The sequence below is a fragment of the Herbidospora cretacea genome, from assembly GCF_001570605.1.
Classification (GTDB): domain Bacteria; phylum Actinomycetota; class Actinomycetes; order Streptosporangiales; family Streptosporangiaceae; genus Herbidospora; species Herbidospora cretacea.
Genome location: NZ_BBXG01000023.1, coordinates 35,682 through 54,885 on the forward strand (window position 1 = coordinate 35,682; position 19,204 = coordinate 54,885).

Here is a 19,204-nt window from a genome sequence, read left to right on the forward strand (position 1 = left end):
ACGTCACCCCCTTCACGTGCGTCACAGAACTGACGCGGTGATGTGGTTGCACGTTCACCCGAGATGTGCAGAAATCGTAGATTGCCATGGCGGTCGTGACCAGAGCGACGGCCTCACTGTCAGATTCGGCGATTAGTGACATGGCGGACGGGGCGCGCCGGAACGTACATGTCGAGACGTGGCTTTCACCGATGAGCAGCTCGGCCTGGCCGCCGTGGTCCGGGCCGCCCTTTCCCCGTTACCGAAGGACGTGCGGCTTCCCGGGTGGGACGCCCTGACGGCGACCGGTTTCCTCGGCTGCCTGGTGCCCGTGGAATCGGGCGGGCTGGGACTGCGGTTCGCCGACACGGTGCCGGCGTTCGCCGAGACCGGCCGGGTCGCGCTGCCGGGTCCGCTGGTGGAGACGTGCGTGCTCGGCCCGCTGCTGCTGCCCGAGCGCTTCCACGGCCCCATCGCCCGCGGCGAGGTGCGGGTCTCGGCCCGCATCGGCGACACCGTGTACGCCCCCGACGCCGACGCCGCCGACCTCCTCGTGGCCGAACGCCCCGGCGGCCTCCTGGAGGCCGTTCCCTCCTCTTCTGTACGGCTCACGCCGAGCCCCGGCCTCGACCCGCACCGCCGCCTGTTCAGCGTGTCGATCGAGCACCCCGGCATCCCCCTGGGCACCCGCACCGCCGCCCTGCCCGCCCTGCGGATCGCGACGGTCGCGGTGGCCGCGCAGCTCGTGGGCCTCGCCCGGCACCTGTGCGCCGCCACCGGCCTGCCCACGGGCGGGGCCGACTGCGCGGGCTCTCTCGTGTACGAGGCCGCAGTCATCGCCGGCGACCACGAGTCCAGGACCGAGAGCGAGGTCGTCAGGGCGGTCAGCGCCGCCAAGGCCGCGGCGGGAGAGGCGGCGGCCGAGGCGGCCCACGCGATCCTGCGGCAGGGAACGCGTGGGCACGACCTCTGGGTCGCGAGGGTGTGGTCACTCGGGTCGGCGTACGGGGACACCGGTCTGCACCGGGCGCGGCTGCGCGCCGCGAGCCTGGGGAACCCGGAGCTCTACCGCCGGTGACGGCCCCGATAGTCCTTCGGCGTCGAGGAGCGCGCCGGGCGCCGGTGGTTCATCAGGAAGACCACCGCCAAGAGCACCACCAGCAGCGGCGCCACCAGTCCCTGCGCGCTCAGGGCGAGCGGGGCGGACTGGTGCGACATCTGCCGGGCCGCGGCCACCGGGAGGGTGCTGATCTCCGGAGCCGTTTCGGTGTGATTGGTGAGAGGCGACTCCGCCGCCATCTCCTTGAGCAGGATGACCTTCGGAACGGGCCCCCGATGCACGGGCTGCCCTTCGGCGGGAAGCGAACCGTTGCCGGTACAGCCACCCTTGTCCGCCCCGGGACACCCGCCGTTGTCGGACGTCAACCCGGGCCGACCCTCGGGCCCCGTGTCGGACCCGTCACCGGGCCCCAACTCCGAGCCCCCACCTGACCGGGTGTCGGCCCTGGGCCCGAACTGTGAGCCTCCACCTGACTGGGTGTCGATCCTGGGCCCGAACTGTGAGCCTCCGCCTGACTGGGTGTCGGTCCTGGGCCCGAATTGTGAGCCTCCACCTGACCGGGTGTCGACCTTGGGCCCGATCTCGGATCCGAGGCCGGACCGGGAAGCGAACCCAGGGCCGGTTGTGTGCTCGTATCCGGAGTCGGATCCCGTGTCGGATCCCGGTCGCGGCCCGATGCCGGTGCTGATGCCCGCGCCGGTGTTGGTCCGGATACCGGGCCCGATGTCGGTGCCCGTTCCGGTACGGGTGCCCGGCTCGTTTCCGGTACCCGCGCCGGTGTCAGTGCCAGCACCTGTCCCAGTGTCGGTACCTGTTCCGGCGTCGGTACCTGTGCCGGTTCCAGCTCGTGTGCTGGGCTCGGTGCCGGTACCCGCGCCGGTGTCAATGCCAGTGCCGGTACCTGTTTCGGTGCGGGGACCGAGCTCGGTGCCGGTTCCCGTCCCGGAATGGGAGAAGGGGCCGGTGCCGGTTCCGCTCTCTGATCCGGTGTCGGACCTGAGCTTGGGGCCGATATCGGGCCTGGCGAAAGGCCCGGGGTCCGAGCCCGTGTCAGCGCCGGTTCCCGGCTTGGCGTCCGAGCCGGAATCGGATCCGATGCCGGGCTTGGCGTCTGTCCCCATGCCGGGCTTCGTGTCGGTCCCGGGCCGTGTGCCGGTTCCGATCCCGGGCGGTGTGTCTGGTCCGGTGCCGGGGCGTGTGTCCGTTCCGAGGCCGGGTCGGGTGTCTGAGCCGTGGTCCGGTCGTGGGCCGTGGCCGGTGTCCGGCTTGTCGGTCCCGGGCCTTGTCTCGGTGTCGGTGCCGTTGGTGGTTCCGGGCTCTGTGTCGTCGCCGGTGTCGGTGCCGGGGCGGTTGTGGGAGCCGCCGCCCTGTCTCGTGTCGGCTCTGTCGTTCGAGTCCGTGCCGGACGCGGTGGTGGTGGAGGTCCGGTCGAGGATCTCCTCCGGGTAGCCGAACCCGACGACCGTTCCCATGTCGTGGGACCGCTCCATCACCTGGTTGCTCGTGTTGCCCTCGATCGAGGTGAACGTGTCGCCGTTCACCTTCGTCACCAGGCCCACGTGGTCGATGCCGTCGACGCTCCCTCCGCCGCTCCAGTCGAAGAAGACGACCGCCCCCGGTTCCGGTTCGCGGCCCCAGGCCCCCCGTGCCTGGAACCACTGTGCGTGGGCGACCGTGTAGGAGAACTCTCCGAACCAGTCGCTGTAGCCGAGGTGGTTGGCCCCCCATGAGAGGAACATGTCGCACCAGGGCTGGTCGGAGTAGTCACTGTCCGTCTCGACGGCGTTGTACCAGTCCCCGAACTTGGTGTAGCCGCCGGCTTGCTCTTTGTAGCCGATCTCCTGTCTGAGCAACGTGATGAGCTTCTGCATCTCTGGGGTCATATGGGACATCCATTACGCTTCGGGGTAAATCTGCGTGAAATGGATGTTCAAGGACCTTTAAGGCACAGGTCAACTCACTTTACTTAAACATGACCAAACTGGACATTGGGATGACGGTGCAGGTCAGAGGGCCCGGCCGGGCTCGGAGTCCGTGGGCGCAGGGGTTTCCGACTCCTCCTCGGTCGGGCAGGCGGCGGCGTCGAGCGTGATGGTCCGGGTGGCCGAATCTCCTCCGGGTGAGGCGCTGACGCTCACCTGGCGGACGTCCCGCGTCCCACACGGAGCGGCCCGGTAGCCGGTCTGGAAGTCCCGGCTGTACTCCTTCGAGCCGCTCAGGTCGGCCGTCGAGGTCGTCACGATGGGGTTGGTCTCCCGCTCGCCCGACCGGATCGTCCGGGTGAACGTCACGGTCAGCGTCACCGCCGCGGTGGTGCCCGAGGTCACCCTGACGCTGGCCACGGTGCCGTTCCACCCCTCCAGGCTGACCTTCGGGGGCGCGCACTCGGGCCCGGTGACCCGCCGCTCGGCCGACACGGGGCCGTTGGCCGCCTTGGGTTCCGTCGTGATCTGGACCGAGTAGGTCATCGTCTGGCCGCACGGCGGCTCGCCCAGGTCGGTGCGGGCGGTGAAGGAGTATTCGCGGTGGCCGGAGAGCGACGTGCTGGCCGATTTGGTGAGCTTGCCGTCGCGGCCGAACCTGGCCAGCACCTTGACCGGGCCGGTGCCGCTCGCCTTCAGCCGCACGCCGGCCGCCTTGCCGTCCCAGCCGGAGATCGTGACCTCCTCGACCGCCGGGGGCGGGCACGGGCCGCCCTTGACCGAGACGGTCTTCGCCGCCGCCTTGCCCGCCGACGGTGAGGTCTCGACGGTGATGCGCCGGTAGGAGGTCGTACCGCAGGCGGGTGGGGTGAAGGCCTGCTGCACGACGGGGGCGTAGGCGGTCGCGCCCGCGAGCGGGACCACCTGCGGCGGCAGCGTGGTGAGCGACGACTCGTCGGCGCCCTCGGCGAAGCGGACCGTCATGGTCACCTGCGCCGGGGTGTTGGTCACGATCCGGACCGTGGCCGACTGCCCGTCGAACGCGTGGATGCCCAGGCTGGAGACCTTGAGCGGCGGCGGGGGCGCGGTCGCCGTGGCGGTCGCCGTCGCGGTCACCGTGGGCGTGACGGCGCCAGGCGGCTGGACGGTCGACGGCTGCTCGGTGGTGGCCTCCTCCGACGGCCCCTCCGTCGTCGCCTCCTCCTCGGAGGTGGCGGGCGCGGTGGACTCCTCCGTCGGCAGGACCGGCGGCGCCGGCTCCGTGGGGGTCGGGGTCTGGGTGGGCGGGCGTAACGTGGTGCCGCCCGCGACCGGGGTCTGGCCGTTGGCCGCCACCACGATCGCGATCACGGCCGCCGCGACCAGCGACCCGGCGATGGCGAACCTCGGCGCGAACCGGGTAAGCCGCTGGCTCAGGATCGTGCGCGCCAGCGACGTGTTCACCTGGGGCGTCGGCGTCGACTTGGCCAGCGGGAACATCAGCGCCATCAGCGTGGCGAGCTCGGCCAGGTGCCGCCGGCCGCGCTCCTCCCAGTCGCGCCCGTAGGCGGCCAGCGCCGCGAGCTCCAGATCGGCGACGAACTGGTCGGCGGTCGGAGGCCGGGCCATCGGGTCCTTGGCCATGCCGCGCCCGACCAGCGCCCGGACCGACGCCGGGACCTCCATCGTCGGGATCGGCGCCCCCTGGTGGGCCCGCCGCAGCAGCCCCGCGTCGAGCGAGGCGAAGGGCCGGTGGCCGGTCAGGCACTCGAAGAACACGCAGGTCGCGGCGTAGACGTCGGTCGCCGGGCTGGCCGGGTTCCCGGCCCACTGCTCCGGAGCCATGTACGACGGCGTCCCCGTCGCCTGCCCCGCCTCGCCGACGTGGCTGGCGATGCCGAAGTCGGCCAGCTTGCTGGCGCCGTCGGCCTGGACGAGCACGTTCTCCGGCTTGTAGTCGCGGTGCACCACGCCGTGGGCGTGCGCCGCGGAGAGACCGAGGAGCGACCCCTTCAGCACGACCAGCGCCGCCTCGGGCGAGGTGTTGCCGTGCTCGGCCAGGATGGCGCGCAGCGACACGCCGTCGACCAGCTCCATCACGATGGCGGCGTCGCCGTGGGGGGACTGCACGTATTCGTACAGCCGCACCACGTTGGCGTTCTCCAGCTCGACCATGAGCCGGGCCTCGCGCTGGAAGCTGGCCAGGAAGCCGGGGTCGCGTCGCAGCGTCTCGCTCAGATACTTGATCGCGACGTAGGCTCCTGTGGTCTCATACGTCGCCAGCACGACCCGGCCGCCGCCCCCGGCACCGAGTTCGCGTACCTCCCGGTAGCCCGGAACCGTCCACGTGCTCAACTGCGAAGCCCCCTCCTTCGGGCACCCGGCGCGAAATGTCACCTAACGCCGCGTACTCATACGAAGGTCTCACCGCATCGTCAGCTTGTCACCGGACTAGAAATGTCACCTTGTCGCTGCAAACCCGTTGGGCATAAGGCGTAACCGAGCGTCGCCACAGCTCTGACCTGGGACGTTGGCGGAAACTTGACGAACACGGCTCCAGCATGGATGTCCGTTGGTGATACTGGATGTCAGAGGTGACCGGTATGCCCGGTCCGCGTCATGGACGCGCGTAAATAGCGAAAAAGTTCGTCCGGATATCCCCTTGTCGAGGGCCGTATCGCGTGTCCAGAATCTAATTTTGGGGGTGGGACACCATGATCAGAGTCGCAGTCGCCGATGATCACCCGCATGCACAGGCCGGGATCCGCCGTCTGCTGGCCCGGATGCCCGAGGTGGGGTCGGTCGTCGCCGCCCCCTCCGCCGAGGCGCTGGCCCGCACCGGCGCCGAGGTCGACGTCCTCCTGCTGGCTCTCTACCGCGTCGACCGCGAGCCGGCCCTCGCCGAGATCGAGGACTGGACGTCCCGCGCCCGCGTGCTCGTCTTCTCCCACTCCCTCGGCATGACCGGCGACCCCGCCGACGTCGTCGCCGCCCTCCAGACCGGCGCCTCCGGCTACCTCCTCAAGAACACCCAGCCCGACGAGTTCCGCGACGCGGTCCTCCACGTCGCGGCCGGCGGATTCGTCCTGGGCCAGGGCCTGGCCACGGTGCTGCGCGGCCAGTTCGCCCTGGCCACCTCGCTCCTGTGCCTGCGCCCCGCGCTGTCCCCGCGCGAGGCGGAGGTCCTGCGCCTCATCTCCAAGGGCTGCACGCCCGCCGAGGCCGCCAAGTCCATGAACATCGAGGAGATGTCCGTCGACCTGCTGGTGACCCGCATCCAGGTCAAACTCGGATTCGGCCACCCGAGGGACCTGCGGCGCGTCACGGAAGACTTGGGGCTCCAGAAGCTCTGAGGGTTGCAAGTGGCCTGGCGCAGGAAGACGCTGGGACACAGTGAATTCGAACGATTACGAGGAGCAGGTCCGCCTGCACCTCGCGGCAATCGCACGTGGAGCGGCTGGCACCGAGGTGGTCGACGCCTTGCTGGCGCACGCCCGGGTGTCCCGTTCACCGGCCTCGGTGGACGGAGCCGTCCGAGCGGCCCGCACCCTCTGCGAACGCGACGCTCTCGAACACGGCACGACCCTGGTCCGAGCCCTTCGTTCAGGCGCCGACACACTCATCCGCCGCCCCGCTTCCGCCTTGCCCCTGGCCGAGGAAGCGGTGTCCCTGGCACGCGACCTGGGCGGCCCCCCTCTGATCGTGTCGTTGGCGACCCTGTCCCGGGTGCTCCGGGCAGCCGGGCGCGGGGCCGAAGCAGATGCGGCGGAGGCAGAGGCGGAGTCGCTATCGTGACGCGGTGACCCATTCCTTGCCCGGTGTCTCTTTGACCGACCACGTGTTCACCGTGCCGCTGGACCACTCCGACCCCTCCCGCGGGCTGATCGAGGTGTTCGCGCGGGAGGCCCGCGACCCGCGGCGGGCGGGGGAGGACCTGCCCTGGCTGGTGTACCTGCAGGGCGGTCCCGGCGGGAAGTCACCCCGGCCGACGGCCGGTGACGGCTGGCTCGGGTACGCACTGCGCACCCACCGCGTCCTGCTGCTCGACCAGCGGGGAACGGGCCGCAGCAGCCCCGTGACCGCGAAGTCCCTGCCCCACCCCGACGGGCCCGAGCTCGCCGCCTACCTGAGGCACTTCCGCGCCGACGCGATCGTGGCCGACGCCGAGCACATCCGGCGCGCGCTGGGCGTCGAGCGCTGGTCGACCCTGGGCCAGTCCTACGGCGGCTTCGTGACCCTGACCTACCTGTCCAACGCACCCGAGTCGCTGTCGGCCTGCTACGTGACGGGCGGGCTGGCGGGCCTCCACGCCGACGCCGACGAGGTCTACCGGCGGACCTACCGTCGTGTGGAGGACAAACTCCGCCGCTACTTCCACCGCTACCCGGACGACCGCGCCCGCCTCGAAGGCCTGCTCGCCTACCTGGACCAGAACGACATCCGCCTCCCCGACGGCGACCGCCTGACCCCTCATCGGTTCAAGATGCTCGGTATGGAACTGGGCACCGGCTCCGGGGCGGAGTCCCTCCACTGGCTGCTGACGGAGGCGTGGATCGGGGGCGAACTGTCGGATGAGTTCCTCCACCAGGTGATGGCCGAGACGTCGTTCGCCGGGAATCCCCTGTACGCGGTCCTGCACGAGCCCATCTACTCGCAGGGCGCACCGTCGAACTGGGCCGCCGCCCGCCTGGCCCCGGACCTCCCTCTGACCGGAGAGATGATCTATCCGTGGATGTTCGAGGAGATCCGGGCGCTGCGGCCGTTCAGGGAGACGGCGGAGTGCCTGGCCCGGATGAACTGGCCCGCGCTGTACGACCCCGCCCGGCTCGCGGTGAACGAGGTGCCGGTCGGGGCGGTCGTCTACTACGACGACATGTACGTGGACGAGGGGCTGTCGGCGCGGACGGCGCGCGAGGTGGCCAACGTGACGACGTGGGTCACGAACGAGTGGGAACACGACGGGTTGCGGGTGTCGGGGGAGACGGTCATCCGGAGGGTGATGGGGCTGATCCAGGCCAGATGAGCCGATAGCGACCGCCTTCGGCGCGGATGATGCGCCGTGCCCGGTAGAACAGGTGGGGGTCCGATCGGGCGATGTCCTCGAAGTCCTCCGGCGTCATCCGCCGCACGACGTCGAAGGCGGTCGCCGGGATCTCCGAAGGGTCGATCTCCAGTTCCATCAGGGTGATGGCCGCCATCAGGAACACCCCGTTGCCACGGTCCTCGACCCCGCGGAGAACGTCGTCGACCAGCCCCAAGTAGTTACGATCTCGCGCCACCACGTAGAAGACGGAACGGAGTAGTTCGCGGGGTCGACGCGATCGGACCGCGAGGAGCCGGCAGATCTCCGCCAGGAGGTGAAGGGGCAGTTCGTTCCGGTGGCCGTGGAGAAGTTCGGTGAGGCGCCGTTCGTGCCAGGCGTCGATAGTCGCGGCGGCTCGCGCCAGCCGCTCGGGATCGATGCGATCGGACAACCATGAGCTCAGCAGGTCGTCGAGCTCTGACCGGGCCCTCTCACCTGGGCCGCGGGTGAATTCGGAAGCGAGATGGAACCGGTGCCGGAACACGGGATCGGTCACCGCGCTGGCCATCGCCCGGCTGAAGCCGACGTCGAGCGACGTCTGAGGCGGGGCCGCCCACCACTTCGCGATCTCGACGTCCGGGAGCACGCCGTGCTCCCACCCCAGCAGGTCGCCTGACCCTTCCGAAGCGGACGCGTGCTCCGAATTCTGACGCATGACGAAGACCTCGCGCGTCTCGCCCTCCCAGGTCCGGGCGATCGACAGGTACTCATTGATCGCGGGCCATTCCTCTCCCGTCGTCCCCGCCCGCCACAGGTCGACGAGGGTCTGCCACAGCCGCACCGGGGACTCGGCGCCGCCGAACAACTCGCGTGCGGAGGTCCGGCCGGTCAGGGTGACGACGAGGAGCACCAAGTTGGCCGTTCGGCTGGCCACGCTCTGCATCGCGGAGACGGGGGCGGGCCGGTAGGTCCCCTCACCGGCGGTCGCGCCGAAATAGGCGGCTTGAAACAGACGCACTAAGGCGGGCCGGGTATGCGGGTCGTCGTCTTTCATCTCGACGAGGAATCGCAGGATAGGTGCCCGGATGGCGAGGACCGCGAATGACAGCAACTCGGCCAGGTTCGTAGTGGACTTGGGCTGGAACGGTCGGCGGCGGGTCTGATGGTCGGCTTCTTCGCGGAGCAGATCCCGGATCAACCGGGCGACGAGATATTCGCCGAAGGTGGCGTGCAGGAACTCGTAGGTGCTGATCTCCTCGGAATCCTGCCGCGCCTCGGCCTTGTGAATGAAGAAGAACCTGCCGAACAGGGTCTGCGCTGCGGTCAGTGGACGCTGGAAACCACGGGACGCCACAGTCGTCGCGGGCATCAGCGCGGTGAGATCGCGGTTCAGTTCGTCGTGGGTGACCCACTGCTGACCACGGTTGAACATGGCGAAGGCCGCCACCGACAGACGCAGTAGCTCGAATTCGACGGCTTCGTCGAGGGCGGCATCGGTGAGACCAGCCTCGTGTTTGCGAATCTCGCGTAAGGCGAATCTGCACAGCAACCGTTCGTACAACTCCGAGGCGAGCAGGCGGCCCGAGAGGCTCGCGCCGTCGGCGTCGTAGAGGGCGAGCATCAGCATCAGCAGCGGTTGCCTGGCGAGATCGGGGTAGCGGAGAACGTTTTCCAGAGAGAGGCCGGCTCCGGTGCTGCGGTTCCATGTGGTGACCCAGGCGGCGACCTGCTCGTCGGAGAACGGCTCAAGCCTGAGCGCCACCGACCCCGGAGGGACCCGGCTGCGGTCGGCGACGGCGGTCCGGGTGGTGACGATCACCACGACCGGGTTTCCGGCCGATTCCTCGCGCTGCTGGAACTCCACTACCTGCTCCAGGTAGTCGGCCCGGTTGACACCGGTCGCCTGCAGCAGTTCGTCGAGGCCGTCGAGAAGGATCACCGGCAGCGCGCCGTTCGTCGACCGGGACAGGTCGGGCCACGAGATCGTTTCTCCCGTCGTCGCATGGACGCCTGCCTGGATCTGCACCTGGATGCCCGCATGGCGGGCACCTGCCGTAACGGCACGCGGATCGGCAGGAAGTCACCCTGGGGCAGCCGGGCGGCGAGCATCTTGGTCAGCACCGACTTGCCCGCGCCGGGCTGGCCGAGGATGAGCATCGGCGCCTGGCGAGCCTCTGGGGAGGTCAGGTGAGCGGCGAGCACCTGCCCCAGGTCGCCGCGGCTCGTCTGCGCTTCCCACGAGGACTCCGAGCTCAGGTCGTGGTGGGTCGGGTCGGTCATCTGCCGGAAGAGCGGGACCACATATCCCTCGCCGAGGCTCGGCATCCGCAGGTCGCCGACCTGGTCTTCGCTCTGGCTGATCGGTCTGGTCAACGCGGCCGCGTTGAGCGCGTGGAGACGCGCCATCTGAGCCGAGGGAATCCGCCCGGCCGTCACCTCCATCAGCATCTTCTCCAGTCCGACGAGTCCGGCCTGGGTCGACTCATGGGCCCGCATCTGCGCCCAGAATGCGAACTCGGGGAACTCGGATGCCAGCCGGTGATAGAGGTCCTGGTAGCGGCGGACCGCGGCCTCGTGAAGCTGACCGTGCAGGGCGGTCGTCACCGCCTCCCACTGCTCGGAGTAGAGCACTTTGGCCAGGGGAAGCGCGTGAACGAGCCCGCTCAGGTTCGAGGCGGCGATCTGGTAGTTCAGTCGGAGCTCGTGCAGGTCGAGCGAGGTGGGTGTCATCGGTCTCCGCGTCAGCAGACATGTCCGCAGACCGGTGACCTCGTTCAGGAAACGCCTCAGATCAGGTCCCTGGATCCGCATGTCCTCCACGCGGAACGGCAGCTCGACATCGTCCAGCGCCTCGAAGAACGCCGTCGTCATGATGACCTCATGGGCCGCGACCAGCAGCTCGGTCCGGGTCGCCCGAGGAGCCACGACGACCTTTTCGCGCAGACTCCCGACAGCCTGGTGAAGCAGCCGGATGGCTTCGTTCTTGGCGTCGATCAAGCTCCAGGTGATCGGGCCGCCGAACAGCAGTCCCCATCCGAGAGCCGTGTCGAGGGCCCTGATCGTGCGGGATTCGCCGCTCAGCAGGTCCACGGCGTCGGTGTAGCTGACTGGCTTGGCCATTCCCTGATCCTAGGGACCTGTGATTCGGTGGCGTCCATGGCGCGAAATTTGATTCTTTCCGGAGGGGTCGCCCACGACTTTGCGGCCACGTCACAAACGCTCGCCGAGGTCCTGCTCGAAGCGGGGATCGAGTCGGAGGTCACCGAGGACATCGCGGGCGCGCTCTCCGAGCCCCCTCAGGTCGATCTCATCACGATCAACGCGATGCGCTGGTGTCACCAGAGCGGTCACTTCGAGAGCCAGCGGGACGTCTGGCAGTTCAGCCTCAGCCAGGACGCCCGTGCGGTGCTGCTCGACCATCTCAACAAAGGCGGCGGGGTGCTCGCCATGCACACCGCCTCCATCTGCTTCGACGACTGGCAGGGGTGGCCGCGAGTTCTGGGGGCCTCGTGGAAGTGGGGCAAGTCGCATCATCCGCCGATCGGCTGGACGACCGTCCACGTCAACCGCGACCACGCGATCACCGACGGCTTACGGGACTTCGACGTCGTCGACGAGGTCTACAGCGACCTCGACGTCCTTCCCGACGTCACCCCGCTGGCCACCGCGATGGGGCAGCCCGTGCTGTGGGCGCGGAACGTCAGGCGGGGGCGTCTGGTCTACGACGCGCTCGGGCACGACACGCGGTCCTACGACTCGCCCGTCCACCGGACGCTGCTGTGCCGGGCGGCCCAGTGGCTACTTCGGCAGCCCGTCGGGATCAGCGAGTAGCCGGGCCGACTCCGACTCCTCGGCGAGGCGGCGGACCACGTCCAGCACCCGGCCGTAGAGCACCGTCCCGATGACGTGGGCTTCGACGGCCGTCTCGCGGGGGCCGTCGAAGGGGATGCGGGACATCTCGTGGTCGCGGACCAGGCCGCCGACCGCCGCCGCGTAGGGGCGCAGGTCGGGGAGGGTGACCTCGTGGTCCAGGCGGCGCAGGGTCACGATGGTCTGGGCGAGTTCGTCGCGGCCGGGGGCGGTGGGTTCGACCTGCCAGCCCCGTTCGCGGATGAGTTCGTCGACCATGGCCCTGGCCTGCGCCCACTCCTCGGTGTCCTCGGGTTCGGTCTTGGGGGACAGGGCGTAGTGGGCGGTGCCGAGCATCTCGTGGACGCCCATCTTCTCGTCCTCGACGGCCTCGATCACGGCCCGGATCGCGGAGATGGGGAGCTTGCCCACTTCGAGGAGGGCGCGGATGAGGCGGAGCCGGCGGACGTGCGGCTGGCCGTACAGGGAACGGGTGGCGGAGGTCTGCTCGCCGGGCGGCAGGAGGCCTTCGCGCAGGTAGTACTTGATGGTCGGGATGGGTACCCCGGTGGCGTCGCTGAGCTGGGAGATCCGCACGCTGGATATGCTAGCTATCCAAACGACCCACTCCGGCCAGGCCGATCGCCCCGCCCGACGGCGTCGCGGGCGCCTCGGCGGCCGGATGGTCGGGCCGCCAGTCGGAGATCCGCACCAGGCCGGGTTCGCAGAGCTCGAAGCCGTCGAACAGCGACAGGACCTCCTCGTGGGTGCGGAAGGCGATGCCGCCGGACGAACTCTTCTCGTAGATCTCCCGGCCCGCCGCCAGGGCGTCGCCGGCGGCCTCGCCGGGGCTCATGTGGGAGATCACCAGGTGGCTGCCGGGGACGACGGCGTCGCGGAACTCGGCGACCAGGCGGCGCGCCTCGCCGTCGTCGGTGACGAAGTGCAGGACGGCGACCATCAGGACGGCGATCGGCTCGTCGAAGTTCAGGTGGGCGCGCACCTCGGGGTGGCCGGTGATCCAGCCGGGGTCGCGCAGGTCGCCCTCGGTCACGATGGTGCTGGGGTTGTCGGCCAGGATCGCGCGGGCGTGGACCAGGACCATGGGGTCGTTGTCGACATACACGATCCTCGAGTCCCGGGCGTGCCGCAGGGCCACCTCGTGGACGTTGTCGCGGGTGGGCAGGCCCGCGCCGAGGTCGAGGAACTGGGTCACGCCCTGGTCGATCAGGTGGCGGACCGAGCGGCCGAGGAACTCGCGGTTGGCGCGGGCGAGGTCCTTCGCGTCGGGGGAGATGGCGTTGATCGCCTCCGCGGCCTCGCGGTCGACGGCGAAATGGTCCTTGCCGCCCAGGAAGTAGTCGTACATCCGCGCCACGCTCGGCGTGAGGGGGTCGACGCCCGGAGGTGCCTTTTCAAGGGTCACGCCGCGATCTTAAACCGCATCAGATCCACCGGTATGCGGAAAAATAGAACCCTTGAGTGCAAAAACGTCCGGGATTAGCGTGATTCGTACCCGCCGGGACGGATCGCGCCCCGCCCCGGTGGGCCTCAGTAAATAGGTGCGGAATGTCACTATTGGGGCACTTATGGCTCGGGCGACTCCGGAACACCGGTAGCTTTCCTACCCGTGCGCCCACCACGACGCGGCGACCAGCTCGGCGACGAGCGTCTCCGTCAGGAGCGCGACGCCGGGGTCGTCGTCATGCCGGTAGCGCACGCTCCCCGCCTGACCGGCCACCTCGCCGCCGACGGTGACGACCGTCGAACCCCGCTCGCGCACCCATTCCATCGCCTGCTCGTCGTAGGGCGAGCCGGGGAACAGCAGGGCGCGGTAGTCGTAGGTCTTGGTGAGGTAGACGTCGACATGGGCCCAGTCGCCGGTCTCGCAGGCGGTGGCCTGGCGGCGCGGGCCCTCGCGCACCATCAGCGCCGACTGGTCGGCCGACGACAGGCGTTCGGCCGGGGCGATCGTGTAGACGCCGTGGGGGCCGTCGAGCAGCTCCAGCACCCCGGGCAGCCAGTCGCCGCGCCGGTCGAGCAGGTCCTGGGTCGCCTCGGCGGCCCGTCTGACCAGCCCGCCGTCGACTCCCTGGCCGAACATGGCGAGCAGCAGGGCGAGGGTGTGCTGGAAGGTCCGGCACGCCACCCCGCCCTCCTCGGGACCGGCCAGCATCGGGACGACGTGGTCGGCGCCCTTGGTGACGGGCGAGCCGTCCTTGTTGGTCAGCGCGGCCACGAACGAGACGCCCCGGTGGCGGGCGACCGCGTCGAGCGTCTCGCGGCTGCCCCCGGTGGCGGAGATCGCCACCACGAGGGTCGCCGGGTCGGGCGGGTAGCCCAGGCCCGTCGAGGCGTAGTCGGCGGCGGCGTCGATCCCGGCCGCGCGCAGGCGGAGGGCGGCGACGCGGGCGGCGTACCGGGAACTGCCCATGCCGAGGAACAGCACCCGCCGCACGGTGGCCGGCAGGCCGTCGAACAGGCCGCCCGCGTCGAGCGCGGCGGCCAGCCGATCGAGCGATTCAGGCTTTCCGAGCAGGTCGTCGAGGAACTTTCCGGCGTCCATCCCCTCAGCCTCTCAGAACCACGAGCGCAGCACGCCCATGGGGGCGTAGCGCCAGCGCTCCAGGAAACGGCCCGCGTAGATCAGCTCCCGGCACAGCTGCTCGGCCTCGAACGGCCGCAGCAGCGAGCGGTCGAGCAGGTCTCCCCGGCCGGCGTCCTCAAGCCTCTTCGTGTACGCGTGCTCCAGCGCCTCCCGCGCGCCCCACACCCAGGCCGAGATCGCCTGGGGGTCGGCGTCGCGCCGCCTGATCGCGACCTGCCCGGCGTTCTCGATGCTGATCCCGAGCTGGGCCAGGTCGCGGGCGGCCGGCTGGTAGGGCGAGGCGCCCGGCACGGTCGGGTTGCCGTCGAAGTCGATCAGCGCGTAGCCCTCCGCCCATTGGAGGATCTGGCCCACGTGCAGGTCCCCGTGGACGCGCATCACCGGGGTCTCCCCGGCCACCTGCAAGGGCGCGAGCTCCCGCCGCAGGTCGGCGACGTGATCGGCGAGCCACTGCGCGTCGGTCTCGTCGGTCGTCAGGGCCAGGGCCTCGCCGAGGGCCTGTTCCGCCCGCTCCGCCCAGTCGGCGGTGGCCGGCGCGGTGCGCACCGGATCGGGGACGACCTCGGACGGCGTGGCCATCGCCAGGTGAAGATCGGCGGCCAGCGTGCCGAGCTCCGCCGCGAAGGCGGTGCGCCCGGCCACGGCCTCGTCGGCGCACCACTGCCAGCCGTCGCGGGCCCCCGGCAGGTACGCCGTGGCCAGCCCGGCCAGGGCGGTGCCGCAGAAGATCGCAGCGTACGGCTCCGCCGTGCGCGTGAACCCCGTCGCGGCCAGGTGGGTCAGCATCTCCAGACCGGGATGCGGCCCCTCGGCCGGATGGGGGAACCACTTCACGATCACCTTCTCGCCCACGACCACCGACCGGTAGGTCTGGTCGACGGTGATCGGGCGCTCTCCCGCCGGGAAGTCGGGCAGCGGGCGCAGCTCGCGCACCGCGAAGGGCGCCGGCGCGGCGCCCAGGTTCCGGAGGACCTGCTCGGTCACCCCGGGACCGGCCTCAAGCTCGTCGCCGAGGCGGAGGACGACGTTCCCCGGCAACGCCCAGTCTGCGGAACCCACCGCACGCTCCTGAATGTCGATTCAACAGGAAGTACAAACTCAGAGCTCACCCCGTGCGGCACAGTCTTGTCTAATTTGATGTCTCCTGCAACACTCGCCAAACATCAGAAGGGGGGCCCGGTATGTCGCGTGGGCGAGGTTCGATCCTCGCGCGGTTGATCTTCCTCGGACCTGGGCTGATCATGTTGACGCTGCTGGCCGTGGTGCCGATGCTGCTCATGCTCAGCACCATGTTCTTCCAGCGCGGGCGATTTGGTGGGGTGATCTACGAATTCACCACCGCCAACTTCAGCAGGCTGTTCCAGCCGCTGTACCTGAACGTGATCCAGGACAGCCTGGTCGTCGCGGGCGTGGTGACGGTACTGGCGCTCCTGATCGGCTATCCGACGGCGTACGCCATCGCGCTGCTGCCGTCGAAGTGGAAGACGATCGCGCTGCTGGCCGTCATGCTGCCGTTCTGGACGAACTTCCTGATCCGGATGTACGCCTGGACGATCCTGCTGAGCGGTCCAGGCCTGGTCAACGAGACGCTCACCGGAATCGGGCTGATCGACCAGCCGCTCGAACTGCTCTACAACCGGGGCACCGTCGTGGTCGGCCTGCTCTACGGCTACCTTTCGCTCATGATCCTGCCGATCTACTCGGCGGTGGAGCGGCTCGACCCGCGCCTGCGGGAGGCCAGCGCCAACCTCGGCGCCTCCCCGGTCCGCACGTTCTTCAGCGTCACGCTGCCGCTGACGCTGCCGTCCGCGCTGATCGGGGCCGTGCTGGTGTTCGTGCCCAGCTTCGGGAACTTCGTCGTGCCGGAGATCCTCGGCGGCGGCAAGGCCATCATGATCGGCAACCTGATCCGCGACCAGTTCCTCAAGGCCCGCGACTGGCCCTTCGGCGCCACCATCGCGCTCGTGATGATCCTGGTCACGGTGGTCCTGCTGCTGGCCCAGGCGGTCGTCTCGCGGAGGACGCGCAGTGCCTAGGAAAACGTCCCGGCTGACCTTCCTGCCCCTGTGGCTGGTCTACGTCTTCTTCTACGTGCCCATCGCGGTCGTGGTGTTCATGTCGTTCAACGCGGGCGACTCGCCCTACAGCTTCGAGGGGTTCAGCCTCGACTGGTACGGCAAGCTCGCGGGCAGCGCGACCATCCTCGAAGGGCTCGGCAACACCCTGATCGTCGCGGTCGGCACCTGCCTGATCTCGACGGTCGTCGGCACCCTGCTGGCGGTCGGGCTGGCCCGGCACACCCGCTCGAAGGTGCTGGAGGCCGTCGCGACGCTGCCGGCCATCCTGCCCGAGCTGATGCTGGCCATCGGCCTGCTCATCTTCTACACCGCGGTGAACTTCACGCTGGGGCTGACCTCGATCCTGCTGGCGCACCTCACCTTCGGCATCCCGCTGGTCGCCGTGGTGGTCCGGGTGCGGCTGGCCTCGATGGACACCTCGCTCGAAGAGGCCTCGACCGACCTCGGCGCGAGCCCGCTCCAGACGTTCTTCCGCATCACCCTGCCGGGCCTGGCCCCCGGCATCGCCGCGGGCGCGCTGCTCGCGTTCACCTTCTCGCTCGACGAGTTCGTGCTGGCCTTCTTCTCGGCCGGCCCGACCGACCCCACGCTGCCCATCGTGATCTACTCGATGGTCAGGTTCGGCGTGACCCCCGACATCAACGCCCTGGCCACCATCCTGCTGACCATCAGCGTGGTCGCGGTGCTCGCCGTCCAGCGCATGACCCGACTCACGGAGTCCCTCAAATGACACTGCTTTCCATCGAGGGGGTGTCCCGTAAGTTCGGGAACGTCACGGCCCTCTCGGACGTCTCCATCGACATCCAGCAGGGGGAGTTCTTCGCGCTGCTCGGCCCGTCGGGCTGCGGGAAGACGACGCTGCTGCGCATCCTCGCCGGGTTCGAGACGCCCGACCAGGGCGGAGCCCGCCTCGACGGCGTCGACCTGCTCAAGCTCGCCCCGCACAAGCGCCCGATCAACCTGATGTTCCAGTCCTACGCGCTGTTCCCCCACATGACCGTCGCCAAGAACATCGCGTACGGCCTGGAGCGCGAGAACCTCCCCAGGGCCGAGATCAAGGCCCGGGTCGGCGAGGTCCTGGAGAAGGTCGGCCTCGACGCGATGGCCAACCGGCGGCCCGCGCAGCTGTCCGGCGGCCAGCAGCAGCGGGTGGCGCTGGCCCGCGCCATCGTGAAGCGGCCGAGGCTGCTGCTGCTCGACGAGCCGCTGTCCGCGCTGGACAAGAAGGTCCGCGCCGAGATGCAGCTCGAACTGAAGCGCCTGCAGAACGAGGTCGGCATCACCTTCGTCGTGGTCACCCACGACCAGGAGGAGGCCATGTCGCTGGCCGACCGCATCGCGGTCATGGACCAGGGCAAGGTCGAGCAGGTCGACGCCCCCGTGACCCTCTACGAGCGCCCCCGCACCTACTTCGTGGCCGACTTCATTGGCGCGAACAACCTGTTCACGGGCGCGATCCGGGGCGGGGTCTTCTCCGCCGACGGCCTCGGCCCGCTGCCCTCCAAGGCGACGACCGCCGACGCGCCGGCGGCGCTGGCGATCCGTCCGGAGCGGGTGCGCCTGACCGAGCCGACGCCCGGGATGGTGCAGGGCGTGGTCGTCGACGTGAGCTTCTACGGCGGTGTGTCGCACATCGCGGTGGAGGTGCGCGGGCTGGGCCGCAAGGTCCTGGCGGCCACTCAGGGCTCGGCCCGGATCACTCCCGGGACCGTCGTGGGCGTGACGTGGCGTCCGGAGGACGCGGTCCTCATCGCGAACTGAACTCGGCTTCACCACCGCGCCCCGTGAGTCTTTCCGGGGCGCGGTTGCCGGTTGCGGACGCACAGGCCCGCTGCTCACGGGCGGCTTCAGAAGGTTTCCCAGCCCAGCCCGGTCCGGCGTGGCGTGGTCCGGCGTGGCGTGGTCCGGCATGCCCTCGGAACGGCATGCCCTCGGAACGGCGCTACGTGCCGGGCCTGGTCAGTCGGCGTCCTGAGGGCCCGCGGCCGGAGTGTCGGCTGTCTTGCCGTTGGCCCTCGGCCTGGTCGTCCGAGTCGAGCGGGTCGCTTTCGGGCGCGGTGCGGCCGGGGTCTCCTTCAGGGGGTGGCCGGTGGCCATGCGGGCGAAGTCGAGGATGAGGCCCACCGCCTCGTCGGGGCCGATCGAGTGGTGGCGGGCGATGATGCGGTAGCCGTAGGCGTCTTCGAGGGCGACCAGGTTGCGGGCGATCTGCTCGGAGTCGCCGGTCAGCGTGAAGACGCCCTGGGCGGCGCCGATCTCCAGGATCATCTGGTACATCGCGACCTGGCGGTCGTAGAGCGTGGTCAGCAGGGTGCCGTAGACGCGGTTGCGGCCCGCCGCGCCGCCGAGCTCGCACAGCAGGCGCACGCCCGAGTCGTCGGGCCCCTCGGGGAGCCCCGACCGGATCGTCGTGATCAGCTTCTGGGCCGGGTCGGCGATGCCGCTGATCTTCTTGACGCGCTGCTCGTAGAACCGCTCCATGCCCGCGTGGTGGGCCTCGATCAGCAGGTCGCGGAGGTCGGGATAGTGGTAGAGCACCGCCCCGGACGTGAGCCCCGCCTCTTCTGCGATCTGGTTCAGATGGACACCCTCAGCGCCGTGCTGGATCATCGCGCGCCTGGCCGCGTCGATCAGCTCGACCCGTCGGTCTGCCCTGCTCTTCCGCTGAGTCATCGCACCCCGCTGCGTATGGAGGATCTCACAACA

Annotated in this window: 16 protein-coding genes; 7 read left to right on the forward strand and 9 right to left on the reverse strand. The window is 69.8% G+C overall.

Going from position 1 to position 19,204, the window contains the following annotated elements; translation table 11 throughout:
- The first annotated feature begins 178 nt into the window (after positions 1–178).
- On the forward strand, positions 179–1,057 hold the full coding sequence (locus AW270_RS32225) for an acyl-CoA dehydrogenase family protein (RefSeq protein WP_061299914.1): 879 nt from the start codon (positions 179–181) through the stop codon (positions 1,055–1,057).
- Here the strand turns inward: AW270_RS32225 and AW270_RS32230 are convergent.
- On the reverse strand, positions 1,045–2,910 hold the full coding sequence (locus tag AW270_RS32230) for a CHAP domain-containing protein (protein ID WP_061299915.1): 1,866 nt from the start codon (positions 2,908–2,910) through the stop codon (positions 1,045–1,047). The genes AW270_RS32225 and AW270_RS32230 overlap by 13 nt on opposite strands.
- Positions 2,911–3,045: 135 nt before the next feature.
- The gene (locus tag AW270_RS32235) at positions 3,046–5,295 is read right to left on the reverse strand and encodes a serine/threonine-protein kinase (RefSeq protein WP_061299916.1); all 2,250 of its coding nucleotides are present in this window, start codon (positions 5,293–5,295) and stop codon (positions 3,046–3,048) included.
- Between the two features lie 359 nt (positions 5,296–5,654).
- Here AW270_RS32235 and AW270_RS32240 point away from each other — a divergent pair, with 359 nt between their 5' ends.
- Both AW270_RS32240 and AW270_RS32250 read left to right on the forward strand, forming a co-directional pair.
- Positions 5,655–6,293 carry a response regulator gene (locus AW270_RS32240; RefSeq protein ID WP_082801991.1) on the forward strand — a complete coding sequence of 213 codons (639 nt, stop codon included), beginning with the start codon at positions 5,655–5,657 and terminating at the stop codon, positions 6,291–6,293.
- A gap of 446 nt (positions 6,294–6,739) precedes the next feature.
- Positions 6,740–7,963 carry an alpha/beta fold hydrolase gene (locus AW270_RS32250; protein ID WP_245674966.1) on the forward strand — a complete coding sequence of 408 codons (1,224 nt, stop codon included), beginning with the start codon at positions 6,740–6,742 and terminating at the stop codon, positions 7,961–7,963.
- On the opposite strand, the gene AW270_RS32255 is transcribed toward AW270_RS32250, so the two are convergent.
- A complete protein-coding gene (locus AW270_RS32255) occupies positions 7,926–9,989 on the reverse strand; it encodes an NACHT domain-containing protein (RefSeq protein ID WP_169807402.1) in 2,064 nt (687 codons plus the stop codon). The two genes, AW270_RS32250 and AW270_RS32255, sit on opposite strands and share 38 nt — an antisense overlap.
- Positions 9,899–11,083: an NACHT N-terminal helical domain 7-containing protein gene (locus AW270_RS32260; protein ID WP_061299920.1), complete on the reverse strand. Its 1,185-nt coding sequence runs from the start codon at positions 11,081–11,083 to the stop codon at positions 9,899–9,901. The genes AW270_RS32255 and AW270_RS32260 overlap by 91 nt, the downstream gene beginning before the upstream one ends.
- 36 nt (positions 11,084–11,119) lie before the next feature.
- Here AW270_RS32260 and AW270_RS32265 point away from each other — a divergent pair, with 36 nt between their 5' ends.
- Positions 11,120–11,794, forward strand: a complete 675-nt coding sequence (locus tag AW270_RS32265; protein ID WP_063819414.1) for a ThuA domain-containing protein — start codon at positions 11,120–11,122, stop codon at positions 11,792–11,794.
- Here the strand turns inward: AW270_RS32265 and AW270_RS32270 are convergent.
- The 4 genes from AW270_RS32270 to AW270_RS32285 form a co-directional block, all read right to left on the reverse strand.
- Positions 11,762–12,409: a MerR family transcriptional regulator gene (locus AW270_RS32270; protein ID WP_061299922.1), complete on the reverse strand. Its 648-nt coding sequence runs from the start codon at positions 12,407–12,409 to the stop codon at positions 11,762–11,764. The two genes, AW270_RS32265 and AW270_RS32270, sit on opposite strands and share 33 nt — an antisense overlap.
- A 10-nt stretch (positions 12,410–12,419) precedes the next feature.
- Entirely contained in the window at positions 12,420–13,238 is an 819-nt protein-coding gene (locus tag AW270_RS32275; protein WP_245674967.1) for an SAM-dependent methyltransferase, read from the reverse strand.
- Positions 13,239–13,436: 198 nt separating this feature from the next.
- Complete coding sequence (locus AW270_RS32280) at positions 13,437–14,378, reverse strand: SIS domain-containing protein (protein WP_061299924.1); 942 nt, start codon at positions 14,376–14,378, stop codon at positions 13,437–13,439.
- Positions 14,379–14,390: 12 nt separating this feature from the next.
- Positions 14,391–15,479, reverse strand: coding sequence for an aminoglycoside phosphotransferase (locus AW270_RS32285; protein WP_157522937.1), 1,089 nt, complete (start codon positions 15,477–15,479; stop codon positions 14,391–14,393).
- A 122-nt stretch (positions 15,480–15,601) separates the two neighbouring features.
- Between AW270_RS32285 and AW270_RS32290 the strand changes: the two genes are divergently transcribed.
- The 3 genes from AW270_RS32290 to AW270_RS32300 are packed head-to-tail and all read left to right on the forward strand — an operon-like array spanning position 15,602 to position 18,259.
- Positions 15,602–16,456: an ABC transporter permease gene (locus AW270_RS32290; RefSeq protein WP_061299926.1), complete on the forward strand. Its 855-nt coding sequence runs from the start codon at positions 15,602–15,604 to the stop codon at positions 16,454–16,456.
- Positions 16,449–17,228, forward strand: coding sequence for an ABC transporter permease (locus tag AW270_RS32295; protein WP_061299927.1), 780 nt, complete (start codon positions 16,449–16,451; stop codon positions 17,226–17,228). Before AW270_RS32290 ends, AW270_RS32295 begins: the two co-directional genes overlap by 8 nt.
- Positions 17,225–18,259: an ABC transporter ATP-binding protein gene (locus tag AW270_RS32300; RefSeq protein ID WP_082801993.1), complete on the forward strand. Its 1,035-nt coding sequence runs from the start codon at positions 17,225–17,227 to the stop codon at positions 18,257–18,259. The genes AW270_RS32295 and AW270_RS32300 overlap by 4 nt, the downstream gene beginning before the upstream one ends.
- Positions 18,260–18,457: 198 nt before the next feature.
- Here AW270_RS32300 and AW270_RS32305 read toward each other — a convergent pair whose 3' ends face one another.
- A complete protein-coding gene (locus AW270_RS32305) occupies positions 18,458–19,171 on the reverse strand; it encodes a TetR/AcrR family transcriptional regulator (RefSeq protein ID WP_082801994.1) in 714 nt (237 codons plus the stop codon).
- Between the last annotated feature and the right edge of the window lie 33 nt (positions 19,172–19,204).

Coding starts and splice junctions, on each gene's coding strand:
- AW270_RS32230 (WP_061299915.1), bottom strand. CDS start 2,910: ATGCAGAAGCTCATCACGTTGCTCAGACAGGAGATCGGCTACAAAGAG.
- AW270_RS32240 (WP_082801991.1), top strand. CDS start 5,655: ATGATCAGAGTCGCAGTCGCCGATGATCACCCGCATGCACAGGCCGGG.
- AW270_RS32260 (WP_061299920.1), bottom strand. CDS start 11,083: ATGGCCAAGCCAGTCAGCTACACCGACGCCGTGGACCTGCTGAGCGGC.
- AW270_RS32265 (WP_063819414.1), top strand. CDS start 11,120: ATGGCGCGAAATTTGATTCTTTCCGGAGGGGTCGCCCACGACTTTGCG.
- AW270_RS32280 (WP_061299924.1), bottom strand. CDS start 14,378: ATGGACGCCGGAAAGTTCCTCGACGACCTGCTCGGAAAGCCTGAATCG.
- AW270_RS32290 (WP_061299926.1), top strand. CDS start 15,602: ATGTCGCGTGGGCGAGGTTCGATCCTCGCGCGGTTGATCTTCCTCGGA.
- AW270_RS32300 (WP_082801993.1), top strand. CDS start 17,225: ATGACACTGCTTTCCATCGAGGGGGTGTCCCGTAAGTTCGGGAACGTC.
- AW270_RS32305 (WP_082801994.1), bottom strand. CDS start 19,171: ATGACTCAGCGGAAGAGCAGGGCAGACCGACGGGTCGAGCTGATCGAC.